Source organism: Brucella pseudogrignonensis (assembly GCF_002252525.1).
Lineage (GTDB): Bacteria > Pseudomonadota > Alphaproteobacteria > Rhizobiales > Rhizobiaceae > Brucella > Brucella pseudogrignonensis.
The window spans coordinates 1-19,507 of the sequence record NZ_NNRM01000037.1 but is presented as its reverse complement, the minus strand read 5'-3'; the positions used below and the strand labels follow the sequence as shown (position 1 = coordinate 19,507).

Genomic DNA, 19,507 nt, shown 5'->3' with positions numbered 1-19,507 from the left:
GTGGTCTGCCGCAATGCGGCTCCGCAGCTTCAAACACACTTTCAGCGCGCGCTCATAGCGATGGCGATCCCTCTGAGAGTGGCGATGCCATTTCAAAACAGCAAAAAGCCACGCAGGATGCGTGGCTTAATTGAACCAGTCAGGCGGCGCTAGAATTTCTGGCTGTTATACCAATCATCGACATCCTTGCGGACGGCGTCCTTTTCAATGCCGTAGCGCTCCTGAATCTTGCCTTCGAGCTGCTCACGCTTGCCGTTGATCTTGTCAAGGTCGTCATCGGTGAGGTCACCCCACTTTTCCTTGACCTTGCCCTTGAACTGTTTCCAGTTGCCTTCAACGCGATCCCAATCCATCATCAATCTCCTCTCATCGTATCTACAGAAAGAGCAAACTTTTCTTTCGGCTGGAAAGCTTGCAAGCCATAGTCATCATATCCAATGGCTTATACTTATAAACGTCGGCTTTGCCTGTTTGTTCCAAGTCATATACGTTTAAAAGTCTTGGAACAATTATCACGGGACTGTTATAGTCTGGCGAGCGTCGCAAGTTGCTTGACCTGATCATTTTGATATTCTTTGCGCGGAGGAGCGCATTTGATTGCTCCTCCGCGTAAACGATCTTACTTGGCCCAACGACCGTCATATTTGAATTCCGGAGCCTTTTCCAAAGCTTCCTTGGTGGTGTCCATCTTGGCCGACCACTTCTTGTCGTTTTCCGCATAAAGGATTTCGACGGATTGTGGCGCGACGATCACATATTTTTCGCCGATGCCGAGGAACCCGCCAACCGACACGATATAGCCGGTCAAGGCACCTTCAGAGATGATGAGGTCCTGGATCTTGCCGATCGATTCATCCTTGGAATTGGTAATATCCAGATTGAGGATATTGCTGGAGATCACATCGGTCGGCTTGGCGGTGACAAAGACCTCTGTTTCGACATTTGTTGCGGTTTGAGCGAAGGCCATTGATCCAAGAGCCAGGGTTGCAGCAGTTGCCAAAATAAGACGACGCATATCAATTCTCCAAAAATAAACGCTGATAATCAGCACGACCACACAATGATGAACACCACCACTTGGTTCCACTGGGCTGTTGATTTTTATGCAAGCCGTGACTTGGCCGGAGGCTGCGCAAGTCCCCCAAAGCCACTCCCGATAAATCCCCTATCGATCATCTCTTGGGCCCACTGCGTGCGCAGTGCCAGATTGATCTCTTCTCCTTGCGGGCCAAATGGCTTTCGAGCTGGCAATTCATCACCTTTGGAAAATTCAAGCGAAGCCTGCGGATTGGATGGAGCTTTTTATGGCTTTGGGAGTTCTCCTTTCATCTGAGGAGTCGATGCATGCTCAAACCCACCCATCCTGGCCATTATCCCGATCGGGATACCGATTGTCGGAACGCCGTAGCCAATGAGGTGAAAGGTTTGATTGCCTCTGCGGTCAATGCTGGCTGGGATGAAGTCGAGACGGCGCGCGCCATCAAGATTGTTGCAGCCATGCTGCTTGAGACACTCGATGACGCCCGAGACGAATAAGAGGAAATGAAAATGGTCGAAAAGAAAAATCCATGGTCCGATCCGGACCTTCACAGAGACGATCAGTCCGCCGACCCATCCAAGGTGGAGCCGCGGGATCACCAACAGAAGCCAACCCATGAACAGAGCAATGCGCCGGGTAGCCAAAGCACCAAGAAGCCGTCGGAGCCCTATCCAGATCGTTCGCGATAGACAGCAGGGAGAAGAACCATGTTGAGCCCCAAATCCGCTGATAACTATCCGGGCCGTCCCGCCGACTGCGAACAGGCGGTTTCGCCCTTTCTAACGCGCATCATGAAGCAGGCGACACTGGGCGGCCGCTCGGAAGAGGATGCCGACAACGTTGTTGAAGGAACGAGCGTTCCGGGGGTGCGTGATCTGATAGCCGAAGCGGTTGATGCGGGTTGGTCGGCAGAGGAGGCAGCACAGGCCATCAAGGTTGTGTCCGAAAAACTGCAACGCGGCGATGTCGGCCGACACCTCGATCAGTGAACGTGCTCTTGTGCCGGTTTGAAGAACCGGCACGGCATGCCTTTCGTGCGGTGTTTCAACGGACAGTGCCTCAACGGGCGATGTCTGATCCGGCTATATCCGAGCTGGCGAGATCGGAACAGGAACGGGAAGAAGCCCCGTGCTTTCTTACCACCCCACTGGTTGCGATCAGACCTGCGGCGGCCAGAGCTGCGAGGGTGGAGAAAATCAAGCTCCCTGCCGCTCCTTGCAGATCGACCAGCAGTCCACCAAGAACTGCGCCGCCCGATATCGCAATCTGGAATGTGGTGAGCATGAGCGCACCGGCGCTTTCCGCCTCATCGCCCGCCGCCCGCGTGGTGAAGCTCTGGGCGCTCACCGGCACTGCGCCGAATGCCAAACCCCAGACAACCGTTCCCAGAATGGCTAGCGAGGGCAGAGCGCCGAAGGCAAACAGGGTGAGTGTTGCAATGCTCAGTGCCGATGAAGTCAGGGCCAGCGCGATACGCGTGCTTCGCTCGGCCAGCAGCCCACCCAGAATATTGCCAAAGAAGCCGCCGATGCCAAAGGCCAGCAGGATCGCGGAGATCTGTGTGATGTCAAATTGCGGCACAGTTTCAAGAAATGGCCGGATATAGGTGAAGCTTGCAAAATGTGCGGCGACAACCAGCAGGATGGTTGTGAGTCCGACACGAATGATCGGTCGGCGGAGGATGCCAACCAGGCTTGCGAGCGAGGCACCCGTCTTTGCCGGCAAGGACGGCACAGTTAAAAACTGCACCAGGAAAGTCACCGTGCCGACAGCTGCGGCAAGGAGGAATGCGTAGCGCCAACCAAAGGCCGCACCAATCCAGGCGCCTAGCGGTGCCGCACAGACGGTTGCAAGCGACACACCGGTCATGATGACAGCCATGGCGCGGGGCAGTATCGCATCGGGTGCCAGCCGCATGGCGAGCGCCAGCGACAAGGCCCAGAAGCCACCCAGGCCGACCCCGAGCAGAATGCGGGCCGTATAAAGCACCGCAAGATTGGGGGAGAGCGCCGAGAGGAGGCTGGAAAGCACCAGCATCAGCGTCAGCCCCAGCAGGACGTGGCGACGATCACGCCTCTTTGAATAGATGACGATGCCCGGCCCAGCAAAGGCTGCGACAATGGCGGTCATTGTCATCGACTGGCCGGCCGCGCCCACACTGACGCCGAGATCCGCCGAAATCGGCGTTAAAAGGCTGACCGGAAGAAACTCGGCCGTCACCAGTCCGAAGACGCCGAGCGACAGGGATAGGATCGCTGACCAGGCCGCTCTGTCCGGTGCGGTCTGTGCGCGATTTTCTGGGTTGATTTTCATGTCCATGACGCGCTCCATTTTGCGAGTTGCCCCCAAGATATGGGTGACGCGTCGTTGTTTCTATGGTAGTAAATCTAAATTACATACCATTTCCTCCAATATTTCCGCTCTCTCACCGGTGTCGCCATGCAAGATCCGCTGACCGAAATTCTCCGCAGCCTGAGGCTGGATGGCGTTGAATATGGCCGATGTCAGCCCTGCGCTCCTTGGGCGACGGCTTTCCCGGCCGGAGAACCGGCGCGCTTTCATTTTCTAGCCTCTGGATCGGCCGTTATCCAGTCACCGGACGGGGAGTGGCATCCACTCAAGCCCAGGGATGCGGTGTTGCTGCCGCGCGGCGATGCGCATATCATTGCCAGCGCCCCGGGCGTCAGTCCGGTGCCGATCGGTGCATTTCCGAGAAAGTCGGTCGGTGGTATTATCGATGTTGAATGCCCGAATGCGGACCGGCGCAATCTGTTGTTTTTCGCTGTCATGACGTTCAATCTCGACCGCGATCACCCTTTGCTGCAACTGATGCCCGATTTTATCAGGGCCAATGATTTTGCGGCGAAAGAGCCTTCAATTCCAGCCCTGTTGGAGGGCATGGCACGCGAGGTTCAGATGAACCGTGTCGGCGCCTGCGGAATTGTTGCGCGGCTGGCCGACGTTTTGACGGCAACAATGATCCGCAGTTGGGTAGAACATGGCTGCGGTAAGGAAAAAGGCTGGTTGGCAGCATTGCGCAACAACGAGATTGGCCGCGTGCTGGCGGCGGTGCATCTGGATCCGGCGCGCCACTGGAGCGTCGAGGATCTCGCCGAGATCATGGGCGCATCGCGGTCAAGCTTCGCGCAGCGGTTTCTCGATATTGTCGGCGAGACACCGGCGCGCTATGTCGGACGAACCCGCATGCAGCAGGCGCATCAATGGCTAAAGCAAGGCCAGCGGGTGGCAACTGTCGCCCATCGGCTTGGTTATGAGTCAGAAGCCTCGTTCAGCCGTGCCTATAAGCGGATTACCGGCGCGCCTCCAAGTGCCCATCGCCTGCAGGTGGCACCGCTTCCTCCAGCGCATATCTGATCGAGGCAACTATGCGCCAGGCAATGCCACTTCCAAGGCGAATAGTGCAGTCGACAGCAATCATTTGTGTTGAGCTGACGGCTTTTGCGGCTTAGGTTTCCTCCATGCGCATGCTCAAGGATGTTGCTGGTCTCATCACGCTTGCAGCGCAACTGCTGTGGCGTTTCTGGCCGCAACTGCTGTTGACAGGGACTGTTGGACTGATTGCGCGTGAACTGCTGCTGCAGGGCGCGGTGCGCGCTGGCTTCTATGCGCCGCTCGCCGGAATGATCGTGTTATCGCTGGTCGTTCTGGTCAAACTCCTTGTGGTGGTGGTGATGTTGAATTGCCTTCGCCCGGCATTACCGGCGCTCGCAAAGCTGCGCGGCAGCGTTAAAAGAGTCGCGGCAGAGGGCGCCGGACGGCGAACGGATCGGCTCTTTGTCCTGACGGCTGCGGTGATATTGCCATTCTTTGCCTATTATGCCGCCTGGGGATTTCTCGGCGATACAATCAGGGAATATTCGCGCCTTGCTTTCGAACGACTGGCATTTGGCGAGCGGATTGAAGTCTTCAACCTGATGCGTTCGCGCAGTCTTGTTGCAGCTATTCTGGTGTGCTGGTGCATCCGATGGATCAGCAAGCGCCTGAACGCAAAGCGCAATTCGCCGTGGTTGCGCTTTGTGATCGTCGCCGCGGATGCCAGCTGGATATTCATCAGTCTATTTGCGCTCAACAAATGGAAAGATGAACTCATTGGCTTCATTGGAGCGGGCGGAGTGCTTGACGGGATAAGGGAAAGTTCCGCTTGGTGGGCAATCACTGCCTATGCGGCCAGCCCGTCCTCCTTCATCCCCGTCGAGTTTCGGCAACCGGACCTGTCAGCGCAGGTGCAGAATTTGTTCTTTTACGCTTTGTTACCGCTTGTTTGGCTGGTCATGGCCTCGATTGTCTATGGCTATGATCTGTCGAGCAGCACAGCCGCACAAAAGCCGCCGCTCTTGCAAAGCCGGGTTGGCGGCTGGCTCAGTGATTTTGCCCTCCATTATCTTGGAGGCTATCGCAGCCGCTATCGCCCTGTCTTAAATTGTCTCAAGCTGGTTGTTTCCACCAGCCTGGCAACGCTCCTTACATTCATCGTGCTTTACCCCATGACAAATTGGGCGGGGGCCTGGATCTGGTATGGCGCGACCCATCTGCTCGGGCCTTATGATATTGCGACCTGGCAACGTCTGGGTGACGTGCTGGAAATTCTGTTTGGCAGCCCCACCGAACTCGATGGCGGCATCATCCTGGATGCGATCAGAATTGCGCTGTTGGCTGCGGTGCTTGAATATGCGCTGCGCAGCAGCGCCTTTAAAAGGCCGCCAGGACAAGCCGCTGCGGTTTGATCCCTGCCATCGAGATATCGATGCTCATGATTTTTGCGTCATCCGGAACAAGATAGGTTTCAACCACCTCGATCCTGTGACCGGCACGCTCCTCGCCAATCAGGCTGTTGCAGTCGGGCTTTTCGGCCCATTCCGGCTTGCGCTTTCGCAGATCACCATCGATAGGCGAAAGCGGTTTGAACCGGCGGTGCTGCGCATCGAGCAGACTGATTTCACAGGGCATGGCGGCCTTGAATGCCGCGACATCTTCAAGGGTGATATCGAGCTTTGCGGCGACAAGCTTTGTTTTGGGTAATGGACCGTCGAAACTTTCCAGCCCGCTTGAGCGAAAGCGCGCCTGCGCATAGAGCGCAGATGATCCGGGGGGCAGCGGTTTGATCTCAAGCAGTGTTGCTTTGACCCAGCCAACAATCTCGCCTTTTGACTGAACGAAAACGGCCAGCGGCAAGGCCAGGACCAGCAGGAAAAGACAGCACCAAAAATTGCGTCGCGACGTGGTCGGCGCGAGTGTCGTCATTCCGTCATCTCCAGCTGCCAGGCCATGACGCTGTCGCCGCGCGCAATTTCAATCGAGCGATGAACATCGTGCAAGCGGTCATCATCAAGCGTAATGTGCAGTTCTTCTGACAAGGGCGTCAGGGCGGATTCAGCGATCAACAACCGACCGCCTTTGATTTGATCGGCCGGCAACTCGAACACGATCAACACCGGGCGCACAATGCCCGGCTCCAGCCGTTCCGACCCGATCATGCCGGCGACGCTCGACAAGCGTCCGGTGAGCCGATAGCGAACGCCATTGGGACCGAGCCAGGCGACCGACATCAGACTGAGGCTTTCAATCTCGGCCTTGGCTGCCGCCTCGATCACCAGCCACTCTCCCTGGGTGGAATAACTGCGCTCGCGCGAAACACCGGGGGTGGTCAGTTGTCTTGCTCGATAGGCATTGCCGACGCCGAGCGCAAAACGGTCCGCCTTTACCGCACTGCCTTGCATGCCGGCCACAGCGACTGGCGAAAGGATATCACTATAGTAAGGAGTGGAGTGCTGCAGGAAGTAAAGGGCGGCCAGCGTGAGGATCAGAAGGCCGAAACTGCTGAGCTTGGTCATCACTGCTTTGCGGGCTCCTGCGACACGGGCATGGACAAGGGCTTGGAAAGGGGCTTGGACAGGGGTTGAGACAGGGGCAGGCTGATCACCGCAACAGGATCACGATCAAGCCATGAGGAAGCGCCGTAAAGATTATCGCGTTTTTTATAGATCTGGCTTCCAACATGGATTCGCAGTTGCTCGGGCGCGGGCTGACCGTCTTCGAGTTCCCACACGGCGATGAGGTCTTCTGGCATGCCGGGATTGATCGGGCTTGCGATCCAGTTGTCGCGCGCCAGATAGAGTGTGGGGGGCGGCATTTGCGGGTCAGTTTGCAGCAGATTTCGTGAAACATAGGCAGAGGATGCCGACTGATTGGTAATGCGAAACGCGACCGTGACGAATGTTTTGGGTTGCGATGGCTTGAACCCGGTGGGCGGCCGGTCGGCAAGACGCGCGTCAGCGAACACGACATGCCACAGACCGGTGTCGAGTTCTTCTCCGATGGCCAATTGTCGGATCGGCTCGGGGTTTGCCGCCGCATAAATCGCACTCGCATAGGAAATGATACTGGCTGCCGCACTGCCCACGCCTGCAATGACAAGGGCGAGCAGCCTTTGCCTCAAACGGCTCAATTGAAGTCGTCGCGGCCCGTTCACGGGTGGCGCATTATCGTGACCAGAATTGTTCGGGGTCGCCATACCACCTCCGTCCTGATGGCGGAAAGTCAAGTCGAAGCCCCCTCGCCGTCTATAGCATCTCGGCTTTCAGCCGTCACCTGCGGAATGATTGCCCTATGCATGGATGAAATATCGGCAAAAGCTGACGACTGAAAGCCTTTCGGGCAATTTCGGCGTATTGCCGTTGCAATTGACGCAAGGCATGTGCGAAGACACGGCATGACGCGCAGCCTGGAGAGACACCGATGTTTTCCGTAGATCCTGTCGGCTCAGCCGATAAAGCCGAATTTTTTCGCCAGCTCGATCTTCAGGCCAACGCACTGATGGGCGATGAGACGGATTATATCGCCAATGCAGCCAATCTCTCAGCCCTGATCTTTCAGCTCGTCGATGAACTCAACTGGGTGGGATTTTATTTCCTCAGATCAGGCTCCGAACTGGTTCTTGGTCCGTTTCAGGGCAAGCCTGCCTGTGTCCGCATCGGCGTTGGAAAAGGCGTCTGTGGCATGGCGGTGGTGAACCAGGAGACGATTGTTGTAGCGGATGTGCACGCTTTTCCCGGCCATATAGCCTGTGACGCCGCATCACGATCCGAACTGGTCATTCCGCTTTGGAAAGACGGCAGGATTTTTGGCGTTCTTGATATCGATAGCCCGGTCAGCAATCGCTTCAGCGAGCAGGACAGAACGGGCTTTGAGCAATTGGCATCGCGCTATTGCGAGGCAAGCAGGGTCGATTTCTTAGATCGACTGGGACCGCCTCAAGGAACCATCTAACGCCATCGCCTTGCATAGCATCGCCGCTCGAGGGCTTGTCGTGGGCTCCAAACAGGGAAGCTCGCTTTTATGGCAGGTTGGTCAATCACCATGCGGCATTGCACCATTTGCACTTTAGCCGGCGATCGATCGGTCGCGACCGGCATTTTTCGCCGCGTAAAGCGCCTTGTCCGCTTTGGCAAGCAGTTTTCTCCGGTCCCCGCCCGAATATTCTGCGATGCCGGCTGAGAATGTGACAGCAATTTTCATGCTGCTCAGCGGCTGGCTGTGCAGCGCTAAGCGCAAGCGATCAATGACAGCAACAGCCTGAGCGGCAGTGGTCGCTGGCAACACGACCAGAATTTCCTCACCACCATAGCGAATAGCGCAATCCCCCACCCTGATCTGACGCGCAATCAGTCTCGAGATTTCGTGCAGGACTTCATCGCCGACCTGATGACCATGCTTGTCATTGATTTTCTTGAAATGATCGACATCCAGAAAGGCCACACTGAGCGGCCGCACCTGAGCCCTTCCCAGCACGATTTCCCGCGATACACGTTCCATTCCGGCGCGTCGGTTCAACAAGCCGGTCAGTTCGTCCCGGCTTGCGTGATAGGCCAGTTGGCGATTGGCCCGCAGCAGCTTTTCCTCGGCATTTTTCTGTTGGGTAATATCGGTTACGAATGTCGCCTTGCTTCGCGCCCCGTCCTTGCCCACCAGCAACACCGCATTGGCAATGATGGTGAGCGGGTTGCCCTGACGATCGATGACGGTCCACTCACTGCGCAATTCAGTCAGCACCTGCTCGCTGTCCTCCAGGCTTGAATGGATGAAGGCGTGATGCAGAGCCATCAGCTCGTCTCTGGCCTTTGGCGGGACGATGATTGTGAAATCCTGGCCGATCAATTCATCCGCCTGATAGCCGTAAAGAGCGCAATAGGCGTTGTTGACGAAAATGAATTTCCCCTGCTCATCCGTGATACAGACCCCGAGCGGGCTGCTCTTAATCAGCGAAAGCATATTGTTCGACGAAATGATCCGGTTGTGAACTTGGTTGATCTGCATTCAGGTCATGTCCTGTTTATAGCGGGGCCCAGGGAAGACAACGGGAAGGCTCGCAAAAAGGACGAGGCGACGCGATAAAGATTTCTTACAGAGATTTCAGTTATTTGAAGGAACGGCAAGGCGTAGCCGCACTCAACAGCGATATCTGCACGCTGTGCCACTCCCAAAACCTGCCGCGCTGCAGACCAACCAGGAACAGTCAGCCATCGAGTCCGCTGACGACAGCTGTGGCTAAGGCTTTCTGCCAGAACTGTTCCGCATGGAAGCTGAGCCGCGTCGTGGGGCGGATCAGCGTGATCTTGACGGGAACGTCGAACATTTCAGAGCCTGCGCGCAGCAATTGGCCGGATGCAAGCTCACGTTCGGCGAGCGACAGCGGCACCCAGGCAATGCCCTGGCCTTCCTTGACCATTTCCAAAAGGGTGGCAGCGAGATCGGAACGGAACTGGATTTCAAGCTTTTGCCGCAGGTCGCCCTGTGCGAAATAATCTTCGAGAATGCGTCCAAGTCCGGAGGCGGACGCATAGCTGAGTTGCGGCAATGGTGCGTGATCGCTTGCGGTATCGAGATTAAAGCGTGGCAGCCCGTCGGAACCGGGAATGGAGAGCGGAATGAGCACATCCTCGGCAATGGTGCAGGCGGTGAATTGGCGGGTGGTCAGCTTGTTTTTTGTTTCGGGACGGCGATGGCAGATCAGAAAAACCGCATCGCCGCTGAGCAGGAGTTGCTCGCATTCGGCATAGGTGTCGGTCACCAGGCTTGCGGAGCCGATACTGGAATGGCCAATCGTTTGCAGCATCCAGCGTGGCACGAATGTGAAGGACAGAGCGTGTGTTGCGGCGATTGCCAAGCTCCGTTCGGCCTTTCCGGCCGTATCGCGAGTATCTTCGCGCGCCCTTTTGACGTCGCGCACAATGCTCAAAGCGCGGGTGTAGAAAACGCGTCCTGCCTGTGTCAGCGTCACCGAACGACTTGTGCGGCTAAGCAGCGGCGCGCCAATCCATTGCTCAAGCATCTGAATGCGGCGGCTGAATGCCGGCTGCGTGACATTGCGTCGTGCAGCAGCGGCGGAGAAATTCAACTCGTCGGCAAGGATGATGAAATCCTCAAACAGATCAATGTCCATGATGTCAGCCCTTCACCGGAAATCTTGTAAACACTGTCGCGGTGATTTTAAAGGCAAATTCCGTCTCAGCGCCGTTGATGCGGGCGAGAGGGGAAAGCACGGACAGGGGTGAATTGAAGTTACGCTGTCCGGATGTGAGATTGCCTCGCAATGAAGCCGGCTTGGGCGGGGAAATGCGCGCCGGTCTGTGAAGGTCGGCGCGCAAGATTATCTTGCTTGATCAGCCATATCCAAATTGATCGGATTTAAAAGATTCAGTGTCGGCAACAGCGCGAAGCAGGTTTCGCAGCCAGATGCGCCCAAAGCATGATGGGCGCATCCTCGCGATTTCGATGAAACCCTTGCATACGCTAGCTTGGCAGAACAACGTGGTTGTTGTCATTCCTGTCATTTTCGATCGCACCCTGTATCATTTCATCGGTGACACGAAGTTCGGCACCAATCGGCGAAAAGGGTGTTGCGGGCGCAAAGGGTGCAGCGGGCACGGAGTCGGGTCTCGCGCCACGTCTCCAGATGAAGAATCCGGCCATCAGTCCGTTCAGAATGGAAAGCGCCCAGAACAGGCCAGATGGTCCGAGACTGGTCATCATCGGGGAGATAATGAGCGGGCTGATGGCTGATCCCAATGAGTTGATCAGCAGCAGACCCTGGATCATCCGAACCAGGGCATCGGCGGAGGTACTATCGGCTGAAAAACTCACAGCAACGGGGTAGATGGCAAAGATCCCGCCCCCCAAAAGGAAAAATACAAAGATCAACAGCGATGAGGTCGGCGGCAGCGCAATGATGACGGCTGCCAGAACAACACAGGCAATGCTAAGCGTGATCAGCACAACGCGACGATCCTGTCTATCGGACCAGCGACCAACCGGATATTGCAGCACCATTGCGCCGAGAATAACGCTGGCCATCATTTTGCCGACCTCGCCGACATTCATCCCCATTCGCTGAAGATAGAGCGGTAGCAAGGCGTAGACCGCAGCGATCGCGATGCCGGAACCAAAACACCCAATCACGCCACTGGGGGTCATGCGCAAAAGTTCCAGCGGCTTGAGTGGCTCAACCCGCTCGACATGCGGGGTCACTCTGGGCAGAATGACGATCGGCAGTACCGAAAGCGATGCAAGCATTGCCGCCGCCATGAAAGGCACCACCGCGCCCCAGGCGTCGATCAGCCCCAGTCCCGCCTGTCCCATCATCCCTGAGCCGTAAAGCGCAATCATATAGAGCGCAAGAATCCGACCGCGCATTTTTTCATCCGAAGCCAGCAACAACCAGCTTTCGATGACCAGGAACACACCAATCGCCGCCCAACCGTAGAGGAGGCGCAGGAAAAACCAGAACCAGGTGTCGAAATATATCCCCTGCAGCAAAACGCTCACCGCGATCAGCGATGCGAAACTGCTATAGGCGCGAATATGGCCGATGCGCACAATCAGCCGATCGTGGAAAACCGCGCCAAGCGTCAGGCCAATAAAATAAGCCGAGGAAACAATACCAACCACCGTGGCCGAGGCACCGGCGGCGTCCAGTCGTAATGTTGTGAGGGATGATAAAAAGCCGTTTCCGATACTGACAATAAACAGTCCCATGAGCGGCGCCAGCACCATTGCCAGCAATTGCGTAGACATGACAACCTCAAAAATGAGCACAAGCTCGACATTGGACCTGGCTTGGACACAGGACCTCATTAGCCCTGTATCGTGCCTGCCCGGACAGCGGCAGCCCCTGCCCTGCCGCAAGCAGGCAGAGGGCGCAGACGCTCACAACACAGCAAAATCCTTGGTTTGAGATCGGGCTCGACCTGATCGGATGGAGCGAAAATCATCAAACCGGCGATGGCTTATAAACGCAATGTCAGGCGTTGCAAGTCCTGTTGTTACGAGAACCGATCACGCATGCTTGAGGGACGGCGCACCACGCCGAAGCTGGATTACAGGCGCATGAAACAAGGCTGGCGGGCCATTGTCCGGTGCCCTTGCGGCAACGCGAAAACGTGATCGTGCGAAGGCTGCTGACAAAAGCGCAGATCGGTCTGTGCGAGGGACACCTGGGGGCTCAGGATGAGACTTCGCTCTGGCCTTTAAAAAACAAAGTGCTGTCAAGGCTTCTGGCAATGGGGAAACCGTGCCTTGATCCTGTCCCGGCCCTTGAACAAGCCGCGTTTGTCAATCGATTCAAAGATTTCGTCGGGGCCGTTTGGGTCAAGAATCTCATTTTCAGCGAGCCACTCTTCTATCCCCGATAGTTCCGGCATCTGATAGGGATAGAGGCTTCTTCCAGGACCGCAGAGTTGCTCGACCGTTTCAATCAAAGACCCGGTCTCCGCCAGCCTCTGCGAGACCTGTTCGGCCTTGATGCCAAGATGTTCCGCCAAGAGGTCATCGCGCAGCTGCGCGATCTTCAGACGCAGGGCATCATCTGCGGCATCCGCGCATAAAATGACATCGCATTCACTGTCGAGGCGCATGGAGCGGTTGTTAAAATTTGATGACCCCACCCGCAGCACCGTGTCGTCCACCACCATGACCTTGGCATGCACATAGATGGGTTGAGTACCCGTGGTCCGGGGATGCCAGATCCGCAGTCGACGCCGATGATCGATCCGTTCAAGCGCCTGCACCAGTCTTGCGCGTGCGGAATCCATCGCCAGTGGCTCCAACCAACCATGCGCCGATTGTGGCGTGACGATGACGATTTCAGGAGGATCCGCTTCACAAAGGCGCTCGGCAATCGCCCGAGCGATCTTGCGGGAGGCAAAATACTGGCTCTCGGCATAGATATGGCGTCTGGCACTGCGGATCATGTCGAGCCACGCCGCTTCGATCTCGTGCACCGGCTCCTGCTCCGCCATCTTGGGAATGGTGCGCGCAATGCCAAGCCGCATATCGGTGAAAGTTGCGTTCAAGCCGTCAGGCCAGCAATCATGGGGTTGCTGACAGCGCGGCAAGGTCTCACCGGTCGCCACCTGCCAGCGCATGCGGGCGAGATCGCCAATGGCACGCGCCGCATCGCCATCAAAGGCGCTGGTGGCGTCATGCCATGGATCCTCGGTTCTGCCGCTGGGGCTGACGCGACGCGGATCGTTGTCGAGATGCTCGCGCGTATCCCAGCGACGCATTGTCAGATCGATGCCGCCACAAAATGCCAGACTGTCGTCGATTGCCACGATCTTCTGATGATGCGAGCCGGCGATAGGATGTTTGGCGTCAAATTTCAGGGTAATGCGCGGATGGGCTTTCCAGCGCAGGATTGTCCAGAGCATGTTGCCCCGCAACAATGCCTTGAAGGCGCCGGTATCCCAGCGCAGCAAACGAATTTCAAGAGACGGCGTGCGATCGGCCAGCCAGAGAATGAAATCCCCCAATTGTTGTGGTCCACCGTCCGTGCACTCGCCAATATTGATGCGTGTGTCGAAATCCCAGCCCACCAGCATGATCGAGTGGCGGGCCTTGAGCAGCGCCTTGCGCAAGGCCACAAAATAATCGGCACCATCGACAACAAAGGCGAAGCGCTCCGCAGTTTCAACCCGCCAGCAATTTTTGCCGGGACGCAGCACTTGATCTTCGCTCATAGCCCCTCATCGCCCATTCATCCATGGCGGCAATGCGCGAGGCTGCGAAAAGTTCCGTCATTTTGCAGGCAACTCGCCGGGTCAAATGTGGTGTCGTGCAATGCGCTGTCGGTCGAAAGAATGCATCAGCAAGCAGGGATACGCGCTTTCAGATCAGCTGGCCCAATTTCTCCGCGGCATGACGAAGATCATTGAGATGGGCAAGCCCTTGTTGCAGAGAAAGCCGTTGCGTTGGCGCATGAAAGGAAAGTGTTGCACAAAAATTGTTCCTGCTGTCGAGAACCGGAACCGCCACCGCGATCATCCCCTCGACGAGCTCCTCCTGATCGGTGGCATAACCCTGTGCCTTGACCTGATCGATTTCGGCGCGAAGCGGGTCCGGGTCAGTAATCGTCCTGGCGGTGATCGCCTGGCGGGTACCAGTCAGCAGATAGCGCTGCAACGCATCGGGGGAAAGAAACGCCAGTGTCACCTTGCCAGCAGCGGTTGCATGCAGCGGCACACGCGATCCGATATGCAGGGCGATGCGCAAGGGCCAATGTGTTTCAACACGATCGACATAGACCATTTCGTCCTTGTCGGGGACGGCCAGATTGCAGGTTTCTCCGATTTGCTGATTGAGTCCCACCAGCACGTTTCTGCTGGGAAGATTGCTTAGGGACGCATGCATGGCCCCGATCGCCATTTCGCGAAAACGCGCGCCGGGCAAATAGCTTTTTCCATCGATATTCTTGGCGAGAAAACCCTGATCTTCGAGATAGGCAAGCAAGCGGTGCACGGTTGGCTTGGGCAGTCTGAGTTCTTCAATGATTTCCGCAGGGGTCATGGCGCGTCGACGGGACCCCAGCAATTCGAGGATTTGCAAGTTTCGGATACTCGGACTGCTTGCCAGATTGTCAGGATCGTTCTTCATCAAAAAACTACGTTAGAAACCACGGTCTTTGTGGTTTAGCGCAGCTTAGAAGCCTATCCAAGAGAAATTATATCCGGCAAATTCAATTACTTACTTTTTTTGAGACTTTTCGTCTCATTTTTATGTTGACTCCCTGTCGCTTTGCGCAAAAGCTTGAGGCACTGCGATCCACAGGAGGAGTGTGGATCGGATGATAACCGTCAAACGCGAGGAGGGCGTCATGTCGGATACAATGGTGGATGCGGTGAGGAGCCGCAGCCAGACAAGCGATGTCAGAAAAGTTGTTTTCGCCAGTCTAATCGGCTCGACAATCGAGTGGTATGACTTTTTTCTTTACGGTGTGGTGGCTGGTATTGTGTTCAACCACCTGTATTTTCCATCGGATAATGAAACCGTTTCGATCATGATGGCCTATGCCACATTTGCCGTTGGTTTCGTCGCACGCCCATTGGGCGGACTGATATTTGGGCATTTTGGAGATCTGGTCGGCCGCAAGGCGATGCTGATCTTAAGCCTGTTGATGATGGGTGGCGCGACGGTCGCCATTGGTTTGCTGCCTGGCTATGAGACGATCGGCATGATGGCGCCGATTGCGCTTCTTTTCCTGCGCATCCTGCAGGGAATAGGCATTGGTGGTGAATGGGGCGGAGCCGTTCTGATGGCTTATGAATATGCCCCTCAAAACAAGCGTGGGTTCTACGCTTCCCTGCCGCAGATCGGCCTGTCACTCGGTCTGTTCCTGTCATCCGGGGTCATGGCGCTGCTGTCTCTGCTTCCCGATGATCAATTCATGGCATGGGGCTGGCGCGCGGCATTCATCGGATCGATCATCCTGGTGTTTCTGGGCACCTGGATCCGATCGAACATTCACGAGAGCCCCGAATTTGTCAAAGCCAAGGCCGCATCCCGCAATCGCGATCAGGGCCTGCCGTTCACCACCATGATCAAGCGCTATCCAGGCAATGTCATTTTAGGCATGGGCGCGCGCTATATCGACGGCGTTTTCTTCAATATCTTCGCGGTATTCTCAATTCTCTACCTCACCCGCTATGCAGGCATTGATCGGACAACAGCCCTTTGGACCGTTTGTGCGGCGGCGGTGGTCATGGTGGCGTTCATTCCATTGTTTGGACATTTGTCCGACCGGATTGGCCGCCCCCTCACCTATGCCTGGGGATCATTGCTGTTGGGACTGAGCGTGTTCCCGGCTTTCTGGCTGATGTCGACTGGCGAGCCGGTATTGATTATTCTGGGTATCGTGCTGCCTTTCGGTATCATCTATCCAATGTGTTACGGTCCGGAAGCGGCGCTGTTCGCGGATCTTTTTGATCCGACGGTGCGATATACCGGGATATCATTTGTCTATCAATTCTCGGGCATCATTGCATCGGGTCTGACCCCGATGATCGCCACCTATCTGATGGCCATCAATAACAACGATCCTTTGTGGGTGTGCGTCTACGTGGTTTTTGCTGCGGTGATTTCGCTGGCCTGCGCGCTTGCGATGGAAAGACGGCGCCGACGGTCAGCGCAAGGACTGGCAGGACTTTAAGCGCGATGGAATGGGGCCGCTTGACGACTGCAAGCGGACCCCGTGATGAGGAATATCTTTATGAATGAAGTTGCAGATTACATTATCGTCGGGGCTGGATCCGCTGGCTGCATCGCGGCCAACAGGATCAGTGCGGATCCCACGGTAACGGTCCATTTGCTGGAGGCGGGACGGAACGATACCAACCCCTGGATCCACGTTCCGGTCGGCTATTTCCGGACCATGAATGACCCCAAATATGACTGGTGTTACGCAACCGAGCCGGACCCCGGGCTCAACGGCCGGTCATTGAACTGGCCGCGCGGAAAGGTGCTGGGTGGCTCTTCATCGCTCAATGGCCTGCTTTATGTCCGCGGCCAGCAACAGGATTATGACCATTGGGCCCAGCTTGGCAATCATGGTTGGTCGTGGCAGGACGTCGGTCCGATTTTCGAGAGTTTCGAGACATTTCACCGGCCGGGTGCTACCGGCCGCGGGCAGAACGGTGAGTTGCAGGTTTCCGATCCGCGTCTGAAGCGCGCCATTTGTGAGAAATGGCTTGAGGCAGCGCAGGCCAATGGCTACCCCTATAATCCCGATTATAACGGTCCAACGCAGGAGGGGGTCGGGCATTTCCAGCTGACCATGCATAATGGCCGCCGCTGCTCTTCGGCGAAAGCCTTTCTCGCCCCTGTCCGCCACCGCCAGAATCTCAATGTTCAGACGGATTGCCAGATCACCCGTGTGCTGATCAGGGACGGTCGCGCGCGTGGGGTTGAAGTGCGTCGCAGCGACGGCTCCATCGCCACGATTGACGCCAATCGGGAGGTGATCCTATGCGCGGGCGCGATCGGCTCGCCACATATCCTGCTCATGTCTGGAATTGGTCCGGCGCAGCAGCTGAAAGACCACGGGATTGTTGTGCATCGGGACGCTGCGGAAGTCGGGCAGAACCTGCAGGATCATTTGCAGGCGCGCATGGTTTACAAATGCAAGGAGCCGACACTCAATGACGAGGTTCGAAGCCTTTTCAAAAAGGCAGCGATCGGTCTCGAATATGCGCTGTTCCGGACCGGTCCGATGACCATGGCGGCGAGCCTGGTGTTCGGTTTTGTCAAAACAAGGCCAGAACTTGCCACACCCGATGTTCAATTCCACATCCAGCCCTGGTCGGCCGATAGCCCGGGAGAAGGCGTTCATCCATTTTCCGCCTTCACCCAATCGGTCTGCCAGCTGCGTCCGCAGAGCCGCGGAACGATCACGCTGCAATCGTCCAATGCGCTCGACTATCCGCTTATTCGGCCAAACTATCTGTCGACGCAGCATGATCAGCAGACACTTGTCGAGGGTATCCGCATAGCCCGCCGGATCGCGCGCACCCAACCGCTTGTGTCAGCCATTGCCGAGGAATATCGACCAACCGCTGATCTTCAAAGTGATGACGAGTTGCTCGGTTGGGCGCGCGACAATTCCACCACAATCTACCATCCGACAGGCACATGTCGAATGGGGGCGGATCATCACGCAGTTGTCGATCCTTGTTTGCGGGTGCGAGGCATTGTGGGCCTGCGCATCGCCGACTGCTCGATCATGCCGGAAATCGTCTCCGGTAACACCAATGCGCCGGCGATGATGATCGGCGCAAAAGTCGCGGAACTGGTTCTCAAGGACAAGCTGGCCACCGGCACGATGCAGATGGCTGCGCGCACAACTTCATACGAAAAAGTAGCTTAGGAGATGCGACTAAAATGAAGATGACGACGGAAGAAGCGTTCGTAAAGGTCTTGCAAATGCATGGAATTGAACATGCATTTGGGATTATCGGCTCTGCGATGATGCCGGTTTCCGACCTGTTTCCCAAGGCGGGCATCGCCTTCTGGGATTGCGCGCACGAGACCAATGCGGCCCTGATCTGCGACGGCTATACGCGCGTGACAGGCAAGATGGGCATGGCTATTGCCCAAAATGGGCCAGGTGTGACTGGCTTTGTGACCTCTATCAAAACTGCCTATTGGAACCACACACCAATGCTGCTCGTAACGCCGCAAGCTGCCAACAAGACCATTGGTCAGGGCGGCTTCCAGGAAGTGGAACAGATGGCATTGTTCGAGGATATGGTCTGCTATCAGGAAGAGGTCCGCGACCCATCCCGTATCCCGGAAGTGCTAAACCGTGTCATCGAGAAGGCTTGGCGTGGCTGTGCGCCTGCGCAGATAAATATTCCGCGTGATTTCTGGACGCATGTGATCGACGTAGACCTGCCGCAAATTGTGCGACTTGAGAGGCCGAGTGGCGGACGTGATGCAATTACGGAGGCCGCAAAGCTTCTTACAGATGCAAAATTCCCCGTTATTCTCAACGGTGCCGGTGTTGTTATCGGCGGTGCCATCGCGGAATCCATCGCTCTCGCCGAGAGGCTCGATGCACCAGTTTGCTGTGGCTATCAACATAATGATGCCTTTCCCGGCAGCCATCCACTATCAGTAGGGCCGCTTGGGTATAATGGCTCGAAAGCAGCGATGGAGTTGATCGCAAAGGCCGATGTGGTTCTGGCACTTGGCACCCGTCTTAACCCGTTTTCGACACTACCCGGCTATGGTATCGATTATTGGCCAAAAGACGCAAAGATCATTCAGGTCGATATCAACCCAGACCGTATTGGCCTTACCAAGAAGATCACGGTCGGCATCTGTGGCGATGCGAAACAAGTAGCGCAGCAAATCATCGATCAACTCGGAGCCAATGCAGGAGATGTTGGTCGCAACGAGCGCAAACAACTAACCCATCAACGCAAATCAGCTTGGTTGCAGCAGCTTTCGTCGATGGATCATGAAGATGATGATCCAGGCACACAATGGAATGCAGATGCACGCGAACGCGAAAAGCAACGCATGTCTCCACGACAGGCATGGCGTGCCATTCAGGCAGCAATGCCGAAGAATGCCATTATGTCCACTGATATCGGAAACAACTGTGCCATCGGCAATGCC

The 19,507-nt window shown here is 56.3% G+C and carries 20 protein-coding genes; 9 read left to right on the top strand and 11 right to left on the bottom strand.

From position 1 onward, the window contains the following. Positions 1–149: 149 nt before the first annotated feature. A complete protein-coding gene (locus CEV34_RS15570) occupies positions 150–353 on the bottom strand; it encodes a CsbD family protein (RefSeq protein ID WP_007880399.1) in 204 nt (67 codons plus the stop codon). A 266-nt stretch (positions 354–619) separates the two neighbouring features. Then, on the bottom strand, positions 620–1,015 hold the full coding sequence (locus CEV34_RS15560) for a PRC-barrel domain-containing protein (RefSeq protein WP_064322587.1): 396 nt from the start codon (positions 1,013–1,015) through the stop codon (positions 620–622). A 329-nt stretch (positions 1,016–1,344) separates the two neighbouring features. Between CEV34_RS15560 and CEV34_RS15555 the strand changes: the two genes are divergently transcribed. The 3 genes from CEV34_RS15555 to CEV34_RS15545 are packed head-to-tail and all read left to right on the top strand — an operon-like array spanning position 1,345 to position 2,028. Beyond that, entirely contained in the window at positions 1,345–1,536 is a 192-nt protein-coding gene (locus CEV34_RS15555; RefSeq protein WP_064322588.1) for a hypothetical protein, read from the top strand. 12 nt (positions 1,537–1,548) lie between these two features. Beyond that, on the top strand, positions 1,549–1,728 hold the full coding sequence (locus CEV34_RS15550) for a hypothetical protein (RefSeq protein WP_064322589.1): 180 nt from the start codon (positions 1,549–1,551) through the stop codon (positions 1,726–1,728). A gap of 18 nt (positions 1,729–1,746) precedes the next feature. Then, positions 1,747–2,028 (top strand): hypothetical protein, encoded by a 282-nt coding sequence (locus CEV34_RS15545; protein WP_064322590.1) that lies wholly within the window; start codon positions 1,747–1,749, stop codon positions 2,026–2,028. 70 nt (positions 2,029–2,098) lie between these two features. Here CEV34_RS15545 and CEV34_RS15540 read toward each other — a convergent pair whose 3' ends face one another. Beyond that, positions 2,099–3,358: an MFS transporter gene (locus CEV34_RS15540; protein ID WP_094543925.1), complete on the bottom strand. Its 1,260-nt coding sequence runs from the start codon at positions 3,356–3,358 to the stop codon at positions 2,099–2,101. Positions 3,359–3,478: 120 nt separating this feature from the next. Between CEV34_RS15540 and CEV34_RS15535 the strand changes: the two genes are divergently transcribed. Together CEV34_RS15535 and CEV34_RS15530 are read left to right on the top strand one after the other, a co-directional pair. After that, a complete protein-coding gene (locus CEV34_RS15535) occupies positions 3,479–4,414 on the top strand; it encodes an AraC family transcriptional regulator (RefSeq protein ID WP_094543924.1) in 936 nt (311 codons plus the stop codon). 104 nt (positions 4,415–4,518) lie between these two features. Then, the gene (locus CEV34_RS15530) at positions 4,519–5,784 is read left to right on the top strand and encodes a hypothetical protein (protein WP_064322592.1); all 1,266 of its coding nucleotides are present in this window, start codon (positions 4,519–4,521) and stop codon (positions 5,782–5,784) included. Here CEV34_RS15530 and CEV34_RS15525 read toward each other — a convergent pair. The 3 genes from CEV34_RS15525 to CEV34_RS15515 are packed head-to-tail and all read right to left on the bottom strand — an operon-like array spanning position 5,750 to position 7,571. Further along, a complete protein-coding gene (locus CEV34_RS15525) occupies positions 5,750–6,301 on the bottom strand; it encodes a hypothetical protein (RefSeq protein ID WP_064322593.1) in 552 nt (183 codons plus the stop codon). The genes CEV34_RS15530 and CEV34_RS15525 overlap by 35 nt on opposite strands. Beyond that, positions 6,298–6,891 carry a hypothetical protein gene (locus CEV34_RS15520; protein ID WP_064322594.1) on the bottom strand — a complete coding sequence of 198 codons (594 nt, stop codon included), beginning with the start codon at positions 6,889–6,891 and terminating at the stop codon, positions 6,298–6,300. The genes CEV34_RS15525 and CEV34_RS15520 overlap by 4 nt, the downstream gene beginning before the upstream one ends. Further along, positions 6,891–7,571, bottom strand: a complete 681-nt coding sequence (locus CEV34_RS15515) for a hypothetical protein (protein WP_094543923.1) — start codon at positions 7,569–7,571, stop codon at positions 6,891–6,893. Before CEV34_RS15515 ends, CEV34_RS15520 begins: the two co-directional genes overlap by 1 nt. A gap of 224 nt (positions 7,572–7,795) precedes the next feature. On the opposite strand from CEV34_RS15515, the gene CEV34_RS15510 reads away from it, so the two are divergent. Continuing rightward, positions 7,796–8,326 carry a GAF domain-containing protein gene (locus CEV34_RS15510; RefSeq protein WP_064322596.1) on the top strand — a complete coding sequence of 177 codons (531 nt, stop codon included), beginning with the start codon at positions 7,796–7,798 and terminating at the stop codon, positions 8,324–8,326. 114 nt (positions 8,327–8,440) lie between these two features. Here CEV34_RS15510 and CEV34_RS15505 read toward each other — a convergent pair whose 3' ends face one another. From CEV34_RS15505 to CEV34_RS15485, 5 genes are all read right to left on the bottom strand, one after another. Continuing rightward, a complete protein-coding gene (locus CEV34_RS15505; protein ID WP_094543922.1) occupies positions 8,441–9,373 on the bottom strand; it encodes a GGDEF domain-containing protein in 933 nt (310 codons plus the stop codon). A 199-nt stretch (positions 9,374–9,572) separates the two neighbouring features. Then, entirely contained in the window at positions 9,573–10,499 is a 927-nt protein-coding gene (locus CEV34_RS15500; RefSeq protein WP_094543921.1) for a LysR family transcriptional regulator, read from the bottom strand. Between the two features lie 350 nt (positions 10,500–10,849). Next, a complete protein-coding gene (locus CEV34_RS15495) occupies positions 10,850–12,130 on the bottom strand; it encodes an MFS transporter (protein WP_179253545.1) in 1,281 nt (426 codons plus the stop codon). 470 nt (positions 12,131–12,600) lie between these two features. Next, positions 12,601–14,073 carry a phospholipase D-like domain-containing protein gene (locus tag CEV34_RS15490; protein WP_094543919.1) on the bottom strand — a complete coding sequence of 491 codons (1,473 nt, stop codon included), beginning with the start codon at positions 14,071–14,073 and terminating at the stop codon, positions 12,601–12,603. A gap of 148 nt (positions 14,074–14,221) precedes the next feature. Then, positions 14,222–14,986, bottom strand: a complete 765-nt coding sequence (locus tag CEV34_RS15485; RefSeq protein WP_094543918.1) for an IclR family transcriptional regulator — start codon at positions 14,984–14,986, stop codon at positions 14,222–14,224. A gap of 220 nt (positions 14,987–15,206) precedes the next feature. Here CEV34_RS15485 and CEV34_RS15480 point away from each other — a divergent pair, with 220 nt between their 5' ends. The 3 genes from CEV34_RS15480 to xsc form a co-directional block, all read left to right on the top strand. Continuing rightward, positions 15,207–16,538, top strand: coding sequence for an MFS transporter (locus CEV34_RS15480; RefSeq protein ID WP_374891721.1), 1,332 nt, complete (start codon positions 15,207–15,209; stop codon positions 16,536–16,538). Positions 16,539–16,598: 60 nt separating this feature from the next. Beyond that, positions 16,599–18,251 carry a GMC family oxidoreductase gene (locus CEV34_RS15475; protein WP_094543917.1) on the top strand — a complete coding sequence of 551 codons (1,653 nt, stop codon included), beginning with the start codon at positions 16,599–16,601 and terminating at the stop codon, positions 18,249–18,251. Positions 18,252–18,265: 14 nt separating this feature from the next. Beyond that, a partial coding sequence (gene xsc / locus CEV34_RS15470; RefSeq protein WP_094543916.1) for a sulfoacetaldehyde acetyltransferase occupies positions 18,266–19,507 on the top strand: 1,242 nt, incomplete at its 3' end.